Raw genomic sequence first — 16,325 nt, forward strand, 5'->3', positions numbered from 1 at the left:
TACGTTTTGCCTTTCGCGAGCTTTGACTGCGGTCGAGTCCCCGAAGTTCCAAACCTTGGGGCATCGATGGACAGAGCCAAGGGGCAGGGCACAATCCCTGCCCCCCCCGGCCGCCGATTCCAGCTCAGCCACCGGCATTCGACTCGCCCGCCGAACCCAGCCGTTCGTGCAGGTAGGCGTAGATCAGGCCCGACAGGAACGCGCGCTGCTTGAGGTTGGCCGCGCCGCCGTGGCCGCCTTCGATGTTCTCGTAGTAGAGCACGTCGTGGCCCTGGTCGAGCATCCGCGCGACCATCTTGCGGGCGTGGCCCGGGTGCACCCGGTCGTCCCGCGTGGAGGTCGTGAAGAAGGCCTTCGGGTACTCGCCATCGGCCGAGACGTTCTGGTAGGGCGAATACTCGCTGATGTAAGCCCACTGCTCGGGGTCGTCGGGGTTGCCGTACTCGCCCATCCAGCTCGCCCCGGCGAGCAGCTTGTGGAATCGCTTCATGTCGAGCAGCGGCACCTGGCAGACCACGGCGTTGTAGAGATCGGGTCGCTGGACCATCACCGCGCCGACGAGCAGGCCGCCGTTGGAACCGCCCTGGATGCCCAGATGCTCCGGCGAGGTAATGTTGCGCTCGACCAGGTCTTCGGAGACCGCGATCAGGTCGTCGTAGGCGCGCTGCCGATTCTCCTTGAGCGCGGCCTGGTGCCAGCGCGGTCCGAACTCGCCGCCACCGCGGATATTGGCCAGCACGAACACGCCGCCGCGCTCGAGCCAGGCGGTTCCGGTCACGCCGGAGTAGTAAGGCGTGCGCGATACCTCGAAGCCGCCATAGGCCGACAGCAGGGTCGGGTTGGCGCCGTCGGCCTCGTAGCCGGACGGCGTCACGACGAAGTACGGGATCATCGTGCCGTCGGCCGACTCGGCCTCGTGCTGAGCCACTTCCATACCCTCGGCATCGAACCAGGCCGGCTCGGCGCGGACCTCACGGTGGGTGTCAGCCACCGCGTCGGCCTCGAAGAGCGTCGACGGGGTCAGGAAGCCGGTGTAGTTGTAGAAGAAACGGTTGGACCGATCGTCGGCGGTCACGACCGAAATCGTGCCCATCTGCGGCACCTCGAGTTCCTTCTGCCGCCAGCGACCGTCCTCGCGGGTAAAGCTCAACAGCTTGCCGTTGACGTTGTCGAGCAGGTTGACCAGCACGGCTCCGTCGGTGGTCGACACGCCGTTGATCGACTGACGAGCGCCCGGCTGGATCAGGACCTCGAGTGCGGGCGCATCGGCGAGGAAGGACTCGACCGGTGCGGCCACCAGGGCACCCTGCGCGAAGGTGTGCTCGCCCACCGTCCAGTCGGACTTGAGGTCGACCAGCAGCTGGCCGTCGATGACCCCGGAAAGCTCGGCGTCGGCCGGCACGTTGAGACGCTTCGCCTCGCCGTCTTCGAACAAGTAGTACTCGCGGGTGAAGAAGGTCGGCGCGCGGGTAATCACGTCGTAGTGGTCGTCGCCGTCGTGGATGCGCGCGGAGAAGACGCCCACGTCGCCCTTCTCGCCTTCGAACACGGTTTCGGCCTCGGCCAGGTCGGTGCCGCGCCGCCAGACGCGCACGGTGCGCGGATAGCCCGAATCGGTGACCTGCTCGTCGGTGTAGGCCGGACCGACGAAGACACTGTCGCGATCGCGCCAGGTGATCGAACTCTTGGACTCGTCGAGCCGGAAGCCGTCATCGACGAACTCGCGGGTCTCGAGATCGAATTCACGCCGCACGGCGGCGTCGGCCCCGCCGATCGACAGGCCGACGATGCAGCGATCGTAGGCCGGGTAGCGGCAGTTGGAGCCGGCCCAGACCCAGTTGCGCTCCTCACGCTCGGCCAGGGCGTCGACATCGAGAATCACGTCCCAACCCGGCGATTCGCCGCGATAGCTCTCCAGCGAGGTCTTGCGCCAGATGCCGCGCACGTGCTCGTCGTCGCGCCAGAAATTGTAGATTTCCCCACCCATCAGCGAGGGGTAGGCGATGCGTTCGTCGGAGGTCAGGATCTCGAGCGCGCGCTCGTGAATCGGCTCGAACAGCGGGTGGGACTGGATGACATCGAGCGAACGCTCGTTCTGGCCGCGTGCCCAGGCCAGGGCGTTCTCCCCCTCGACGTTCTCGAGCCACAGCCAGGGATCGTCATGCGCCATGGTTACCACCGGGGCGAGCAGCCCGGCCGTCAGCAGTACAGCGGAAAGCTTTTTCATTGTCCATTTCCAGAATTTGGGCCCAAACGGGCGCATCATGCCAGATCGACCATCAACGTGCCTGTGCCGAAAGTCGCGTTCGCGCCATGGCAAACTCGCTGCCGTGCGCAATCGGCCGGAGCTTCCTTTATCATTCGCCGAATGAAAAGAACGCTTGCCCTGCTTGTCGCGTTGGCCCTGCTGGCTGCCTGCGCCCCCTCCGGTCCCGGCACGCGCTCCGGTGTCGCCGGTGACGAAGATATCGCCCGCATCGAAGGCATGCTGGCCGCCGGCGACCACGAGGACGCCGCCCTCGCCTTCGAACAGGAGGCCCTGACCCGGCCGCTGGCCGGCGACCGCCTGATGATCCGGGCCGCCGAGGCCTGGCTGGCCGCCGATCGCCTGGAAGAGGCCGAACTCGCCCTGGGCCGCATCGACACTGCCACGCTGGCCGACGATGATCTCGTCCGCCTCGACCTGGCGCAGGCCGAGCTGGCGATGCGCCGCGGCGACCTGGCGAACGCCGGCTGGCTGCTGGCGAGCACCGCCGGCCGCCTGCCGGGCGACCTGGAGCGCCGTCACGCCACGCTCGAAGCCCGGCTGCTCGAGCTCGAATCCCGACCGGTGCGCGGCGCCCTGACTGCGCTGCGGGAAGCTGTCGGGGAACCGGACTTCGGCGGCGACACCGCACTCTCGCTGATGCTGGAATTCCCGGTCTCCGATCTCGAACGGGTGCTCTACCAGGTCGGCGACCAGCCCCGGCTGCTGCCCTGGCTGGACCTGGTCATCAGCGCCCGCGAAAATCTGCTCGACGATCCCGAACTCGGCGAGGCCCTGGCGTCCTGGGAGCGGCGCTGGCCCGAACTCGACTACGGCGCCGAGGAGGCGCGACGCTGGATCGCCGCCTGGCGACAGACGCGGCCCATGCCCGACCGGATCACCGTTCTGCTCCCCGCCGCCGACACCGCCCTGCATCGTCCGGGCGAAGCCCTGCGCGAGGGGCTCATGGCCGGATGGCTGGGGTTGCCCCCGCAACAGCGTCCGGAACTGGATTTCCGTTACATCGGCCCCGAACCGGCCGACGTCCTGGCGGCCTGGTTCGATGCGCGCGAGAACGGCACCGACTTCCTGATCGGGCCGCTCGACCGCCGCAAGGCGCAGGCCCTGGCGGAACTGCCCGACGCCGGCGTGATCCCCACCCTGCTGCTCAACCTGCCCGACGAAATCGGCCGCCTGGCCGAAGCGGGCGGAGAGATGGCTGCCCTGGCGCTGCCCCCGGAAACGGAGGCCGAGCTGGCCGCCATCCATGCACTGGCCACCGGCCGGCGCCGCGCGCTGGTGCTCTCGCAGTACTCCGATTGGGGCGAACGCGTCGCCGACGCCTTCATCGAGACCTTCACCCTCGGTGGTGGCCAGGTCCTGGCCGACCGCATCTACGATCCGGAGCTGCCGGACCACTCCACGCTGCTGAAGGAAGTACTCGAGGTCGATCGCTCCGAGGCGCGCATCGATCGCGTCGCCGGGCTGCTCGGCGACGAGGTGGAGTCCGTCGCCCAGCGGCGCACCGACGCCGACGTGATCTTCCTGGGTGCACGCGCCACCGACGGGCGCCTGCTGCGCCCGCAGCTCGAGTTCTTCGACGCCGGCGACCTGACCCTGATGGCGACTTCCTACATCGTCGACGGCGCGCCGCGCCCCGAACGCGACCGCGACCTCGACGGCATCACCACGCCGATGCCCCCCTGGTTCCTGGACTTCACCGCTGCCGGCGCGGTTCGCGACCGCGCCGCATCGCTCTACGCGGGCCTCGACAACGCGACGCTGTCGCGCCTGCATGCCCTCGGCCGCGATGCCATCGCGCTGCTGCCCTGGCTGTCGATGATGCGCACCGACCCGACCCTGACCCTGCCCGGCATGATGGGGCGGCTGAGCCTGCCCGACGGGCACGTCATACAGCGCGACCTGCCGATCGTCCGGATCGAGGGCGGGCGCGCACGACCGATCGAATTCGAGCATGCACCGACGACACCGCGGTGAGCAGGGCGAGCAGCGGGCCGAGGACTTCCTGATCGATCGGGGCCTGAGACTCGTCGAGCGCAACTACCAGTGCCGCTCGGGCGAGATCGACCTGGTCATGCTCGACCCTAACCCGAGCGACACCGAGGTCCTGGCCTTCGTCGAGGTGCGCCTGCGCGGACCGGGCGCCCGCGTCGACAGCATCGACAGCGTCGACGAGCGCAAACAACGAAAGCTGGCAACCGCCGCCCGCCATTTCCTGATGGCTCACCCGCAGTGGCAGGAACACGCCTGCCGTTTCGACGTGGTCGGAATCGACGGCGAGGAGGGCCGTCTGCGCTGGATTCCGGGCGCCTTCGAGCTGCCCGGCTGAATTCCTGCGACGGCCGTCAGCCGCCGAGGAAAGCCTGTGCGGCGAGCAGGCAGGCCAGGGAGACGCCGGCCGCCAGCAGGTCGTCGAGCATCACCCCCAGTCCGCCATGAATGCGCTTGTCGAACCAGCCGATGGGCCAGGGTTTGGCTGCGTCGAAAATCCGGAAGACGACGAAGGCCGCGAGCCACCACGCCCAGTGAGCGGGGATGCAAACCAGGATCAGCCACAGGCCGACGAACTCGTCGAAGACGATACCGCTGTGATCGTGCACGCCCAGGCGACGCCCCACCCGGCCGCAGATCCAGACGCCGAAGGCAAAGGCCGTCGCGATGACGAGCAGCGCCGCGGGCATCGGAAGCAGCAGCAACGGCAGGGCCAGCGGCACCGCCGCCAGGCTTCCGGCGGTGCCCGGCGCAATGGGGGAAAGACCGCTGCCGAAGCCGAAGGCCAGCAGGCCGTCGGCCGACTTCAGGGCGATTTCGCGGGTGCGGGCCCGATCAGTCATCGTCGAAATGATCCCAACCGCGTCCGAGTCCGGCGGGCACCGCGCGCGTCGCGGACCGGCAGGCCACACCCTGCCCTTCGACGACCCGCCCGATGGCGGTCAGCGCCACGCCGCCGGCTTTCGACAGCGCGTCGAGATCCGCGTCCGGCGGCAGGACGACCAGCAGTTCGTAGTCGCTGCCGCCACCGGTCTGCAGCCGCCAGCGCTCGACCGGATCGGCCACGGCTTCGAGCAGGGCCGCCGAGGCCGGCAGCGCATCGAGATCCAGCTCGGCACCCTGCCCGGGCGCGAGCAGGTGGGCCAGGTCGGCCAGCAAACCGTCGGAAAGATCGATCATGGCGCGCGCGCTGCTTCTCAGGGTCTCGCCGGCCTGCAGCCGGGCCCGCGGGCGACGAAGCCGATCGAGCAGCTCCGGGGATGCTGCTTCTCCCAGGCTCAGCGCCGCGGCCGCATCGCCGACGGTGCCGGTGACCGCGATGCGGTCCCCGGGACGCGCGCCGCAACGCGTCACCGCCTGGCCCGCGGGAACCTCGCCCACCAGGTGGACACCGATGTTGAGGGGACCGCGTGCCAGGTTACCGCCCACCAGGGTCATGCCGGCCGAGCCGGCGGCCGCCAGGAAGCCGTCGAGAAAAGCGTCGATCCAGGCTTCGTCGATGGCAGGCAGGGTCAGGGCAAGCAGCGCCCAGCGCGGGCTCGCGCCCATGGCGGCCAGATCGCTCAGGTTGGCCTGCGCGGCCAGCTGCCCGACATTGCTGCCCGGCCAGTCGGCCGTGAAATGACGATCGAGCACGATCGAATCGGTGGTGACGACCAGTTCACAGCCGGGCGTGGGGGCGAGTACGGCGGCGTCGTCGCCGATTCCGACCACCACGCCGCTGCCGGGCGCGGCGCGCGAGCGGATGCGTTCGATCAGCTCGAACTCACCCATCACCGGGGTCGAGGTCGCGCTCGGCCTGGCGCGTCTCGCGAGCCAGGCGGTCGAGCACGCCGTTGACGAAGGTGTGCGCCTGCTCGGCGCCGAAGCGGTGAGCGAGCTCCACGGCCTCGTCGATGATCACCCGATAGGGCGTTTCGGGATGGTGGATCAGCTCACAGGCGCCCAGGCGAAGGATCACGCGCTCCATCTGGTCGAGACTGGCGTCGACCCGCGTTACGTGCGGCCGGAGCGCTTCGTCGAGCGCTTCACGATTGGCCACCACCTCGCGCACGAGAGTCTGGAAATAGCTTTCGTCGACGCCCTCGAAGTTCTGCTCCTCGCGGAACTGGTCGATGATGGCGGCGGCCGAGTCGTCGTTGATCTGCCACTGGTAGAGCGCCTGGAGCGCGCGTCGGCGCGCCCGGCGACGGGGCTCGAAGGGGCTGACGGTCCGACGTCGGCTCATGCCGTCACCCGACGCTTGAAATCGATCATGTCCAGCACGGCCATGGCCGCCTCGCGGCCCTTGTTCTTGCGCTCGGGATCGGCTCGCTCCATCGCCTGCTCGCCGTTCTCGGGCGTGAGCACGCCGAAGCCAACGGGCACGCCCGTCTCGAGCATGGTCTGCTGCAGACCGCGGGCGCATTCGGCCGAAATGAAGTCGAAGTGGGCGGTCTCCCCGCGGACCACCGCGCCCAGCGCGATGATGCCGTCGTAGCGGCCGGTGTCGGCCAGCTCCCGGGCCGCCAGGGTCAACTCCCAGGCACCGGGAACCGGATGCACATCGATATCGGCCTCACGCATGCCGGCGTCGAGCAGGGCCTGGCGGCAGCCCGCCAGCATGAGGTTGGTGACTTCGGGATTGAAACGGGCAACGAGCACGGCGATGCGGCTGCCCGGGCAGGCGGGATGCTGTTCGGTCATGGTGTCGCTCAACCCTCTCCTTCCGGAACGACGTAGTCGGTCACCTCGAGGCCGAAGCCGTCGAGGGCGTGCAGGCGCTTGGGCGCGCCGAATACCTGCATGCGGCGAATGCCCAGCTCGGCGATGATCTGTGCGGCAATGCCGTAGCTGCGAAGCTCGTTGGCCGCCTGGCTGCGTTCGCCGCCCTCGGGGCCGGTACCGCCGTTCTTCAGGCCGGCGAGCCGGTCGGCGTCGTCCTCATCATAGCCCAGCACGAGCGCCATGCCCTTGCCGCGGCGTGCGATGTCGGACAGGGCCGCATCCAGCGGCATGCCGAAACTCGGCTCGGTAATGCCCATGACGTCGCCGAGCAACTCCGGCACGTGGACGCGCACCGGGAAGGGTTCTTCCGGATCGATCTCCCCGCGGATCAGCGCCCAGTGGAGACGATGCGTGATGCGATCACGGAAGACCCGCAGCCGGAACTCGCCGTGCGCCGTGCCCACCGTCTGGGTGTGCACGCTCTCGACGTTCTGCTCGGTGCTCATGCGGTAGCGAATCAGGTCGGCGACGGTGCCCATCTTCAGCCCGTGGGTCCGGGCGAACTCCTCGAGCTCGGGCCGCCGGGCCATGGTGCCGTCCTCGTTGAGGATCTCGACGAGCACGCCGGCCGGCTCGAAACCCGCCAGCAGCGAAAGGTCCATGCTCGCCTCGGTGTGCCCGGCGCGCGCCAGGACGCCGCCCGGCTGGGCCATCAGGGGAAACACGTGGCCGGGCTGGGTCAGGCTGTCGGGACCGGCGTCGGGCGCCACTGCCGTACGGATGGTATGCGCACGGTCGTAGGCCGAAATGCCGGTGGTCACACCCGTGGCCGCCTCGATCGAGACGGTGAAGTTGGTCTGGTGGTGGCGATCGGTGTCGCGCACCATCAATTGCAGGCCCAGCTGCCGGCAGCGCTCGCGCGTGAGCGACAGGCAGATCAGGCCCCGACCGTAGCGCGCCATGAAATTGATGTCCTCGGGCCGCACCAGCGGGGCGGCCATGATCAGGTCGCCTTCGTTCTCACGGTCCTCGTCGTCGAGCATGACCACCATGCGGCCCTGACCGATGTCCTCGAGGATGGATTCGATCGAATCAAAACTCATGTTTGAACTCCTGTAAGCCGTTCCAGGTAGCGCGCCAGGAGATCGACCTCCAGGTTGACGCGGTCTCCGGCTTCGAGTTGCCCCAGCGTGGTGACGGCCAGGGTGTGTGGAATCAGGTTGACCTCGAACTCGCGCGCTTCAACGGCATTGACGGTCAGGCTCACCCCGTCGAGCGTGACCGAACCCTTCTCGGCGACAAAGCGCGCCAGCTCGGGCGGGACACGAAAGCGGAATATCCGGCTCTCGCCGGCCGGCCGCACCGACATCACTTCGGCAAGGCCGTCGACGTGTCCGCTGACAAGATGCCCACCGAGGCGGTCGCCCACCGCCAGGGCCGGCTCGAGGTTGACCGGGTTGCCGGTCGCGAGAGCCCCGAGGCTCGTTCGATCGAGCGTCTCGGCCGAAAGATCGGCGGAAAATCCCCGCTCGTCGATGTCCAATGCGGTCAGGCAACAGCCGGCCACGGCCACGCTGTCGCCGGTGCGCCATTCCGCGGGCCCGAGCTCGGGGCAATCGATGCGCATCCGGCAGCCCGATTGCGCGGGCGTGATCCGGCTGACCGTTCCTACGGCCTGGACGATTCCGGTGAACATGACTGAAATCTCAAGCGAGTCGATAGAGAAAGCGCCAGTCCGAACCCAGGCGGCGCTGATCGATCAGGTTTAGATGGAGGCGGTCTTCGAATTTTTCCATCCCCGGCAACTCGAGCAGCGCTCGGCCCCGGCCGATCAGGCAGGGCGCCTGGTAGACCAGCAGCTCGTCGACCAGACCGGAGGCGACCAGAGCCCCGGACAAGGTGGGGCCGGCCTCGACGTGCACCGTATTGACGTCACGTTCGGCCAGGCGCGCCATCAGGGCAGGCAGGCTGACCCGGCCGGCCAGGTCGGCCGGCAACTGCCACCAGCTCACCCCCTCGATGTCGCGCGGCGCAACGCAGGACGCCACGATGACCGGTCCGGGCAAGGTGGTCAGGCGAAGGCCTTCCGGCAGCCGGCCGTCGGAGTCCACCACCACGCGGGTCAACTGGCGCTCGAAACCGCCCAGGCGAACGTTCAGCCGGGGGTCGTCGGCCAGCACGGTTCCAATGCCGGTGAGGATGCAGGAGGCGCGGGCCCGCCAGGACTGCACGTCGGCGCGGGCGGACTCGCCCGTGATCCACTGCGAACGGCCATCGGCACCGGCGGTGAAGCCGTCGAGACTGACGGCCAGCTTGACGCGAACCCAGGGCCGGCCGCGCTCGTGACGGCTGACGAACCCGCGGTTGAGCGCCCGGGCCGCCTCTTCCATCAGGCCGGTGCGCACGGTGATCCCGGCGCGGGCGAGGATATCGTGTCCCCTGCCCGACACCCGGGCATCGGGATCGGGCATGGCCGAAACCACCGACGTCACGCCGGCTTCGACCAGGGCGTTCGCGCAGGGCGGCGTGCGGCCGTGATGAGAGCAGGGTTCGAGACTCACGTAGGCCACCGCTCCCCGCGCCCGGATACCGGCTTCCTGGAGGGCGAGCGTCTCGGCGTGCGGTTCGCCCGCGGCGCGGTGCCAGCCGCGGCCCACGACTTCCCCGTCATTGACGATGACGCAACCGACGGCCGGATTCGGATCGGCCGTCAACTCTCCCTTTTCGGCCAGGCGAAGGGCTTCGGCCATGAAACGATGATCGTCAGCGGTGAAACTCATGGGTCAGGTTTCAGGTTTCAGGTTTCACTTGTCTTCTTCATCCAGCAGCGAAATCTGGCGGCGATCGATGACGCCCGGGTTGTCGCGCTCGAGCTTTTCGATCTCCTCGCGGAAGGCCTGCACGTCCTCGAAGCGGCGATAAACCGAGGCGAATCGGACGTAAGCGACCTGGTCGAGATGGGACAACTCGGCGGCGACCCAGTCACCCAGCTGCTGGCTGGAAATCTCCGGATCCTCGAGCGTGCGAATCTCGCGGACCAGCTTGCGGATGGCCCGCTCGACCAGCTGGGTCTCGACCGGACGCTTCTCGAGCGCCTTGACCATCCCGCGCCGGAGCTTGTCCTCGTCGAAGGCCTCGCGCGAGCCGTCGGCCTTGATCACGTTGGGCGCCTTCAGCGCCGGCGTCTCGAGGGTATTGAAGCGCGCCCCGCACCCGGCGCACTCGCGCCGCCGACGAATCTGGAAACCGTCGGAAGCCAGCCGCGAGTCGACCACGCGGGTGTCGGTGTGATTGCAGAAGGGGCACCACATAAAAGGCTGGAGGTTTCAGGTTTCAGGTTTCAGGGCGGCGGCTTCCGGGCGCTGCGGGGCGGTCGAGCCGCGACACTCCCGTGCTGCCCGGAACGTCAGCCAGCTTTCAGGTTGGCCAAGGCATCCCGCGGCGAAGCCGCCCCGCAGCGCCAACGGCTGCCGCCTGAAACCTGAACCCTGAAACCTGAATCCTTTACTACCCATAAACCGGATACTTGCGACACAGTGCGAGGGCCGACTCCTTGACCCGCTGTTCGACGGACGAATCGCCCATGTTGTCGAGCACATCGCAGATCAGACCGGCCAGTTCGCGGCAGTCGTCTTCGGTGAACCCGCGGGTCGTACACGCCGGGGTGCCGATGCGCAGGCCCGAGGTCACGAAGGGGGAGCGCGGCTCGCCGGGTACCGTGTTCTTGTTGACGGTGATGTTGGCCCGGCCCAGCGCGGCCTCGGCGTCCTTGCCGGTGATGTCCTTGTCGATCAGGTCGATCAGGAACAGGTGGTTGTCCGAGCCGCCGGAGACGACCTTGTAGCCACGCTCCATGAGGACTTCGGCCATGGCGCGGGCGTTGTCAACCACGCGCTGCTGGTAATCGCGGAACGCCGGCTCCAGGGCCTCCTTGAAGGCCACCGCCTTGGCCGCGATCACGTGCATCAGCGGCCCGCCTTGGCAACCCGGAAAGACCAGGGACTGGAATTTCTTGACCAGGGACTCGTCCTCACCCGATGCGAGGATGATGCCGCCGCGCGGGCCGCGCAGGGTCTTGTGCGTGGTCGAGGTCACCACATGGGCGTGCGGTACCGGATTGGGATAGACGCCGGCGGCGACCAGCCCCGCGATGTGCGCCATGTCGACCATGAACCAGGCGCCCACTTCATCGGCAATCTCGCGCATGCGCTTCCAGTCGACCACACGGGAATACGCCGAGAAGCCGCCGATGAGCATCTTCGGCTTGTGCTCCCGGGCCAGCTCGGCCATCCGCTCGTAGTCGATCTCGCCCGAGTCGCGATCAAGGCCGTAATGAACGGCGTTGAACAACTTGCCCGAAAAATTGACCTTGGCGCCGTGGGTCAGGTGACCGCCCTCGGACAGGTCCATGCCCAGGATCGTGTCGCCCGGCTGTAGCAGCGCCATGTACACGGCCTGGTTGGCCTGCGATCCCGAGTGCGGCTGCACGTTGGCATAGCCGGCGCCGAACAGCTTCTTGACGCGCTCAATGGCGAGGTTTTCGGCGATGTCGACGAACTCGCAACCGCCGTAGTAGCGCTTGCCCGGGTAACCCTCGGCGTACTTGTTGGTCAGCACCGAACCCTGCGCTTCCATCACGCGCGGACTGGCGTAGTTCTCCGAGGCGATCAGCTCGATGTGATCCTCCTGTCGCTGCTCCTCGGAGCGCATGGCGGAGGCCAGTTCCTCGTCGAATCCGGCGATGGTGAATGACTTGTCGAACATGGTTCGTCGATTCCGCGTTGAATAACCCCGTAATGGTAGCACCAAGCGCTTGGATCTCGGCCTTTGGGACGGTTCGGGATTCGGGGAAGACGGCGGCCCGGCCTACCGCGGCGCAGCCGCCCCGCCATGGGCAGACGCGCCGCCCGAACCCGGAACCCGTCTTTCCCTGAAACCTGAAACCTGAAACCTGAAACCAAGCGCCATCCACTCAAGAACAGCACAACACCCCGATCGAACCCCCGATAGAAACTGCGCCCGCAAGCGCCAATGCAGAACTTGATTCCGGTCAACTCTACCGCCCCTGCCAGGCCCTAGACTGCGCTCCAACAACACACCCCTAACCGCCCCGATGGAGGCACGCAAATGAACCACAAGAAGATTCTGCTCACGGCCACACTGGCCCTGTTCTCCTTCAACGCGCTGGCGCAGTCCCAGGGCGACTGGCTGGTCCGGCTGGGCGTCGGTTACGTCTCGCCCGACGTCGACAGTTCCAACCTCGTGTTCGAAGGCATCGAACTGGCCGACTACCGGATCGACGTCGACGACAACACGCGCCCGATCATCAATTTCACCTACATGGCCACCGACAACCTGGGCGTTGAACTTCTCGCCGCCTGGCCGTTCGACCACAGCGTGGAAGGCGACGGCGCCCTGTCGGCGCTGGGCAAGCTGGGCAGCACCAAGCACCTGCCGCCGACGCTGAGCCTGCAGTACCACTTCCGCCCTGACCAGACCTTCCGCCCCTACGCCGGCGTGGGCCTGAACTACACCAAGTTCTTCGACGAGCGCACCACCGAATCCCTGCACCAGGGCATCATCGGTACGTCCAACGCAGCGCTCGGCACCGACTATTCCGGCGGCAGCACCGACATGTCGATCGACGACTCCTTCGGCATCGCGCTGCAGCTGGGCGCGGACGTCGCACTCAACGATGCCTGGTTCCTCAACTTCGACCTTCGCTGGATCGACATCGAGGCCGACGCCGAACTGAATACCACCACCGTCGACGGCGGCGGATTCGAGGTCGACCTCAACAGCCGCATCAGCGCCGACATCGACCCCTGGGTCTTCTCGACGGCGATCGGCCTGCGCTTCTGATCCGGAACTGCAAGCCCGGAGGGGGCCGGCCGGCGGGCCGGTCCCTTCTTTTCGTCTCCGGCAGGCCGTCGGCCCGCCCCGGCCCTTCAGCCCTGCGATGAGCGGAGCCGGCCGATGTCGGCAAGCAACTGCGTCAGGCGCTCGCCGCGATGGAAGTGGAAGCCCTGCGCATAGCTCACCCCCATGCGCCTCAACGCGGTGGTGACCGCCTCGTTCTCCACGTACTCCGCCACGATCCTCACGCCGCGCGCTCGCGCCGATGCGACCATGCCCTCGACGTCGACTGTCATCGCCCCACCGTCCAGCAGGCGACGGACATAACTGCCATCGATCTTGACGATGTCGATCGGCCAGTTCGTCAGGCTCTGGAAGTTGGAGTACCCGCTGCCGAAGTCGTCGAGCGCAATGCGGCAACCCAGATCGCGCAGCCCCAGGACATTGCGCAGCGCCGTTTCATGGTCGCTGAGCCGGGCGCTCTCGGTGATCTCGAAACAGAGCTTGCCGGGCGATACGGACCGGTCGGCCATCAGTCGATGAATACCCGCCAGAAGCTGCTGGCTCGAAAGCGAAAGTCCGGAGAGGTTGATCGAACAGATCGCGATCTCGTCGTGCACGTCGGAGTGGCGCTCGAGCGTATCCAGCACGAGGCCGATCACGTGCAGGTCCAGCTGCAGTGACAGACCGAGCTTCTCGGCCGCCGGGAAGACGCGAGAGGGCTCCTGGACGACGCCGCCGCGATCCGCGAGCCGGCACAGGACCTCGAAGCTGATGCCGCGGTCCCGCCCTGCATCGCTCGAGGGGTGCAGCGGCACCAGTCGCTGGGCATGGATCTCGATGCGATCGCACTGCATGGCCTGGCGGATGACCAGCCCCAGCTCGTAGACCTCCACGTCACGGGGATCGAGACACACGACCCGGTCATGCCCGTGCAGCTGGGCTTGCTGACAGGCGTGGGCGGCCCGCGACATGGCGTAGTCGAGGGTCATTCCGGGCCGCGGACTGGCAACACCGATGCTCAGGCTGGTCTGGAAGGGTTCGACCTCGGTCCCCAGGTTGATGGCTCGAAAGTCCCGTCGGAGCGCTTCGGCCAGTTCGAGCGCACCGGCCGGACCGCAGCCGGCGAGGTAAATCAGGAACTGCGTCTCGCCCGGGGCGCGCGCAAGGTGCGACACACCCGGCAGGGAGGCGACCTCGACTCGCCGCCCGAGCCAGCGCGCGGTCACCTTCAGGGCATGGTCGGCCACGGCCTTGCAGTTGAACGCGAGCGAGGAGAAATGATCGACCGCGATGTGCAGGAGAGAGAATGCACCGTCACTCCCCGAACGCCGCCGGTCCCGGTCGATGTCGACCGCCACCTCGTGCAAGCCGCGCCAGTTGAGCAGGCCGGTGGCCTCGTCGTACAGAGCCTGTCGGTGAATCCGGTCCTGCAGCACCTGCTGTTCGGTGCAGTCGACGATCAGGCCCACGAAGCCGGTCAGTTCGGCCGCCCGCGTTCGCACCTCGTTGACGGTCAGTGAGATGGGGACTTCGTGACCGTCGCGGTGCATCGCCGAGAACCGCAACTCACCGCTGCGATTACCGGCCCGCGAGCGCGGAAAATGCCGGGTTCGGCGCACGATTGGGGAACGGCGCACCTCCCCGGCGACGCGGCCGCGCACGTAGCCCGAGAAGAACTGCGCGTGATCCGATCGCGCGGCCTCGGGAAGCAGCATCTCCAGTTCACGTCCGATGATTTCCTCGGGGCGGTACCCGAGCACGCGCGCCACGCCCGCGTTGGCATGCTGGATCCGTCCCTCCAGGTCCACGTGCAGGAAGGCCACCGTGTCGATCTCGGTCAGCGCCCGCCATGATCGCATCGGGACCGACTGCACCAGATCCAGGTCGCTGAACCGCATGGCGCCCTCAAACGGCCGAGCCGTCGCGGCCGGTGTCGCCGGAAGGGTCGCGGCGGCTGCAGGCCAGGCAATAGACCGCCCCCAGGCGAAGATGGAATCGCACGCGCTCGCCACACTCGATGATGCGTCCGCAGCCGTCGCAGACTCCGCCGTCTTCGAGTCGCGCCTCCTCGGTGCCTTGCTGGACGACCTCGCGCCCGCCGACCTGGCGCGGCAACGGTTCGGCCTTGACGATGTCGGCACGGAAGAAGGCCTCGTAGACATGCCACCTGCCGATCCACTCGTCGGTCAGACCGTGGTCGCGCATGCAGCCCTCGAGCAGGCGGATGCGGTAGTCGAAGAGATCGTCGGAGATCACCATCCAGTGATGTGCATTCCGGGGACGCTGGCCCATGTAGTCGCGGCGCCCGAGCATCAGGCTGCGCAGGAACGAGTACTGCTTCTCTCTTAGCCGCTGCCGCGTCACGCCGGCGAAATAGGGGCCCAGGCGTTCATCCTCGAAAGCCAGGTCGTAGAAGTCCCGAAGCACCTCGCGCAGGATGCGTCCGTTGCCCAGCCGCGCCCAAAGTTCGGGATCCGGCGGCGGCGCGCGGCGTCCCTGCCCGCCCCGATCGCCTGCAACCGGCGGGAGCTCGCCGTGAGGGTGAAAGGGATCGGCCAGGACATCGAGCGAGGCCCCGTCGACCTGGCGCCGGCAGAATTCGACCACCGCCTCGACCATGCCGGGGCGGCCGGCCACGCGAACCGACGGGGTGCCGAGCGACGGCCAGTACTGCATCAGCCAGTCGGTCACCCGACCCGGGAAGCAACCCTTCGAGTGCCCTTGCCGCGAGCAGCAGGCCCGGTAATGGAACAGCGGGTGGGTGGCATCCAGCGTCCTCAGCCAGGCGTCGGCGTACAGCCCTTCCGGTCCCTGGGCGCCGTGCAGGAGCCAGACGGGACGAGTCTCCGGGCCGGCGAGCGCCTCCCGAAGGATCGGTATCATCGGCGCGAGCCCGGTGCCGGTTGCCACCAGCAGGAGCGCCCCGTCCATCGCGTCGCGATCGTGAACCATCGCACCACCCGGCGGCAGCACATCGAGCCGGTCGCCGGCGCGCAGGTCGTCGACCAGCCAGCCGCTGACTCGTCCTCCGGGAACCTTCCGAACGTGAAGTTCGAGGTGGCCGTCGCGGCGCGGCAGGCTGGCGACGGAATAACGACGCGGGTGACCGTCCGGACCGACGATGCCGATATGCTGCCCGGGCAGCGGGTCGACGGCCCGATCGGCCGGCAGGCGGATACAGCGAATGTCCTCGGCGAGCATGAACGTCTCGATCACGGGCAGCGAAGCGACCGGTGGGTCCGCTTCGAACTGGTCGATCCTGAGGGGCTCCTCCGGAATGCAGCGACAAGGCAGAAAGAAGCCCTGACGAACGAGATCGGCTTTCAGTCCCTTCTGCGCCTCGGCCGGCACGCGACCGTCGCTCGCGCGCATCAAGCAGGCGTGGCAGGATCCCGCGCGACAGGAATAGCGAACGGGCAAGCCCTGCCTGAGCAGACCAGCCAGGACGGTTTCCCCCTCCCGCAGCGCGACCCGGTGTTGCCGAAACTGTACTTCCATGGGT

At 67.8% G+C, this 16,325-nt stretch carries 15 protein-coding genes; 3 read left to right on the forward strand and 12 right to left on the reverse strand.

What is annotated here, in order from left to right; genetic code table 11:
- Positions 1 to 124: 124 nt before the first annotated feature.
- Entirely contained in the window at positions 125 to 2,227 is a 2,103-nt protein-coding gene (locus tag DZC52_RS08110; protein WP_116650632.1) for a prolyl oligopeptidase family serine peptidase, read from the reverse strand.
- Positions 2,228 to 2,368: 141 nt separating this feature from the next.
- Here DZC52_RS08110 and DZC52_RS08115 point away from each other — a divergent pair, with 141 nt between their 5' ends.
- Complete coding sequence (locus DZC52_RS08115; RefSeq protein ID WP_181918847.1) at positions 2,369 to 4,243, forward strand: penicillin-binding protein activator; 1,875 nt, start codon at positions 2,369 to 2,371, stop codon at positions 4,241 to 4,243.
- Positions 4,221 to 4,595, forward strand: a complete 375-nt coding sequence (locus tag DZC52_RS08120) for a YraN family protein (RefSeq protein WP_116650634.1) — start codon at positions 4,221 to 4,223, stop codon at positions 4,593 to 4,595. The genes DZC52_RS08115 and DZC52_RS08120 overlap by 23 nt, the downstream gene beginning before the upstream one ends.
- 16 nt (positions 4,596 to 4,611) lie before the next feature.
- Here DZC52_RS08120 and DZC52_RS08125 read toward each other — a convergent pair whose 3' ends face one another.
- The 9 genes from DZC52_RS08125 to glyA all read right to left on the reverse strand — a co-directional run bounded on the left by DZC52_RS08125 (position 4,612) and on the right by glyA (position 11,728).
- Positions 4,612 to 5,100, reverse strand: a complete 489-nt coding sequence (locus DZC52_RS08125; RefSeq protein WP_116650635.1) for a phosphatidylglycerophosphatase A family protein — start codon at positions 5,098 to 5,100, stop codon at positions 4,612 to 4,614.
- A complete protein-coding gene (thiL, locus tag DZC52_RS08130) occupies positions 5,093 to 6,031 on the reverse strand; it encodes a thiamine-phosphate kinase (RefSeq protein WP_116650636.1) in 939 nt (312 codons plus the stop codon). Before thiL ends, DZC52_RS08125 begins: the two co-directional genes overlap by 8 nt.
- Positions 6,024 to 6,485 carry a transcription antitermination factor NusB gene (gene nusB, locus DZC52_RS08135; RefSeq protein WP_116650637.1) on the reverse strand — a complete coding sequence of 154 codons (462 nt, stop codon included), beginning with the start codon at positions 6,483 to 6,485 and terminating at the stop codon, positions 6,024 to 6,026. The genes thiL and nusB overlap by 8 nt, the downstream gene beginning before the upstream one ends.
- A complete protein-coding gene (gene ribH / locus DZC52_RS08140) occupies positions 6,482 to 6,955 on the reverse strand; it encodes a 6,7-dimethyl-8-ribityllumazine synthase (RefSeq protein ID WP_220338305.1) in 474 nt (157 codons plus the stop codon). The genes nusB and ribH overlap by 4 nt, the downstream gene beginning before the upstream one ends.
- A complete protein-coding gene (gene ribB / locus DZC52_RS08145) occupies positions 6,952 to 8,067 on the reverse strand; it encodes a 3,4-dihydroxy-2-butanone-4-phosphate synthase (protein ID WP_116650639.1) in 1,116 nt (371 codons plus the stop codon). Before ribB ends, ribH begins: the two co-directional genes overlap by 4 nt.
- Complete coding sequence (locus tag DZC52_RS08150; protein ID WP_116650640.1) at positions 8,064 to 8,660, reverse strand: riboflavin synthase; 597 nt, start codon at positions 8,658 to 8,660, stop codon at positions 8,064 to 8,066. Before DZC52_RS08150 ends, ribB begins: the two co-directional genes overlap by 4 nt.
- A gap of 10 nt (positions 8,661 to 8,670) precedes the next feature.
- Positions 8,671 to 9,744 (reverse strand): bifunctional diaminohydroxyphosphoribosylaminopyrimidine deaminase/5-amino-6-(5-phosphoribosylamino)uracil reductase RibD, encoded by a 1,074-nt coding sequence (gene ribD / locus DZC52_RS08155; protein ID WP_116650641.1) that lies wholly within the window; start codon positions 9,742 to 9,744, stop codon positions 8,671 to 8,673.
- 24 nt (positions 9,745 to 9,768) lie between these two features.
- Positions 9,769 to 10,275, reverse strand: a complete 507-nt coding sequence (nrdR, locus tag DZC52_RS08160; protein WP_116650642.1) for a transcriptional regulator NrdR — start codon at positions 10,273 to 10,275, stop codon at positions 9,769 to 9,771.
- Positions 10,276 to 10,471: 196 nt separating this feature from the next.
- Complete coding sequence (gene glyA, locus DZC52_RS08165; protein ID WP_116650643.1) at positions 10,472 to 11,728, reverse strand: serine hydroxymethyltransferase; 1,257 nt, start codon at positions 11,726 to 11,728, stop codon at positions 10,472 to 10,474.
- Positions 11,729 to 12,091: 363 nt separating this feature from the next.
- Between glyA and DZC52_RS08170 the strand changes: the two genes are divergently transcribed.
- Positions 12,092 to 12,826 (forward strand): OmpW/AlkL family protein, encoded by a 735-nt coding sequence (locus DZC52_RS08170; RefSeq protein WP_116650644.1) that lies wholly within the window; start codon positions 12,092 to 12,094, stop codon positions 12,824 to 12,826.
- Positions 12,827 to 12,912: 86 nt separating this feature from the next.
- Here the strand turns inward: DZC52_RS08170 and DZC52_RS08175 are convergent, their stop codons facing one another.
- Both DZC52_RS08175 and DZC52_RS08180 read right to left on the reverse strand, forming a co-directional pair.
- The gene (locus DZC52_RS08175; protein WP_181918848.1) at positions 12,913 to 14,721 is read right to left on the reverse strand and encodes an EAL domain-containing protein; all 1,809 of its coding nucleotides are present in this window, start codon (positions 14,719 to 14,721) and stop codon (positions 12,913 to 12,915) included.
- Positions 14,722 to 14,728: 7 nt separating this feature from the next.
- Entirely contained in the window at positions 14,729 to 16,321 is a 1,593-nt protein-coding gene (locus tag DZC52_RS08180; RefSeq protein ID WP_116650646.1) for a 2Fe-2S iron-sulfur cluster-binding protein, read from the reverse strand.
- Positions 16,322 to 16,325: the final 4 nt, after the last annotated feature.

It is taken from the genome of Wenzhouxiangella sediminis, from assembly GCF_003410055.1.
Classification (GTDB): domain Bacteria; phylum Pseudomonadota; class Gammaproteobacteria; order Xanthomonadales; family Wenzhouxiangellaceae; genus Wenzhouxiangella; species Wenzhouxiangella sediminis.

Excerpts from the sequence above, each read along its gene's own strand:
- DZC52_RS08110 (WP_116650632.1), bottom strand. The coding sequence starts at position 2,227 with ATGAAAAAGCTTTCCGCTGTACTGCTGACGGCCGGGCTGCTCGCCCCG.
- DZC52_RS08115 (WP_181918847.1), top strand. The coding sequence starts at position 2,369 with ATGAAAAGAACGCTTGCCCTGCTTGTCGCGTTGGCCCTGCTGGCTGCC.
- DZC52_RS08120 (WP_116650634.1), top strand. The coding sequence starts at position 4,221 with ATGCACCGACGACACCGCGGTGAGCAGGGCGAGCAGCGGGCCGAGGAC.
- DZC52_RS08125 (WP_116650635.1), bottom strand. The coding sequence starts at position 5,100 with ATGACTGATCGGGCCCGCACCCGCGAAATCGCCCTGAAGTCGGCCGAC.
- thiL (WP_116650636.1), bottom strand. The coding sequence starts at position 6,031 with ATGGGTGAGTTCGAGCTGATCGAACGCATCCGCTCGCGCGCCGCGCCC.
- nusB (WP_116650637.1), bottom strand. The coding sequence starts at position 6,485 with ATGAGCCGACGTCGGACCGTCAGCCCCTTCGAGCCCCGTCGCCGGGCG.
- ribB (WP_116650639.1), bottom strand. The coding sequence starts at position 8,067 with ATGAGTTTTGATTCGATCGAATCCATCCTCGAGGACATCGGTCAGGGC.
- DZC52_RS08150 (WP_116650640.1), bottom strand. The coding sequence starts at position 8,660 with ATGTTCACCGGAATCGTCCAGGCCGTAGGAACGGTCAGCCGGATCACG.
- ribD (WP_116650641.1), bottom strand. The coding sequence starts at position 9,744 with ATGAGTTTCACCGCTGACGATCATCGTTTCATGGCCGAAGCCCTTCGC.
- nrdR (WP_116650642.1), bottom strand. The coding sequence starts at position 10,275 with ATGTGGTGCCCCTTCTGCAATCACACCGACACCCGCGTGGTCGACTCG.
- glyA (WP_116650643.1), bottom strand. The coding sequence starts at position 11,728 with ATGTTCGACAAGTCATTCACCATCGCCGGATTCGACGAGGAACTGGCC.
- DZC52_RS08170 (WP_116650644.1), top strand. The coding sequence starts at position 12,092 with ATGAACCACAAGAAGATTCTGCTCACGGCCACACTGGCCCTGTTCTCC.
- DZC52_RS08175 (WP_181918848.1), bottom strand. The coding sequence starts at position 14,721 with ATGCGGTTCAGCGACCTGGATCTGGTGCAGTCGGTCCCGATGCGATCA.
- DZC52_RS08180 (WP_116650646.1), bottom strand. The coding sequence starts at position 16,321 with ATGGAAGTACAGTTTCGGCAACACCGGGTCGCGCTGCGGGAGGGGGAA.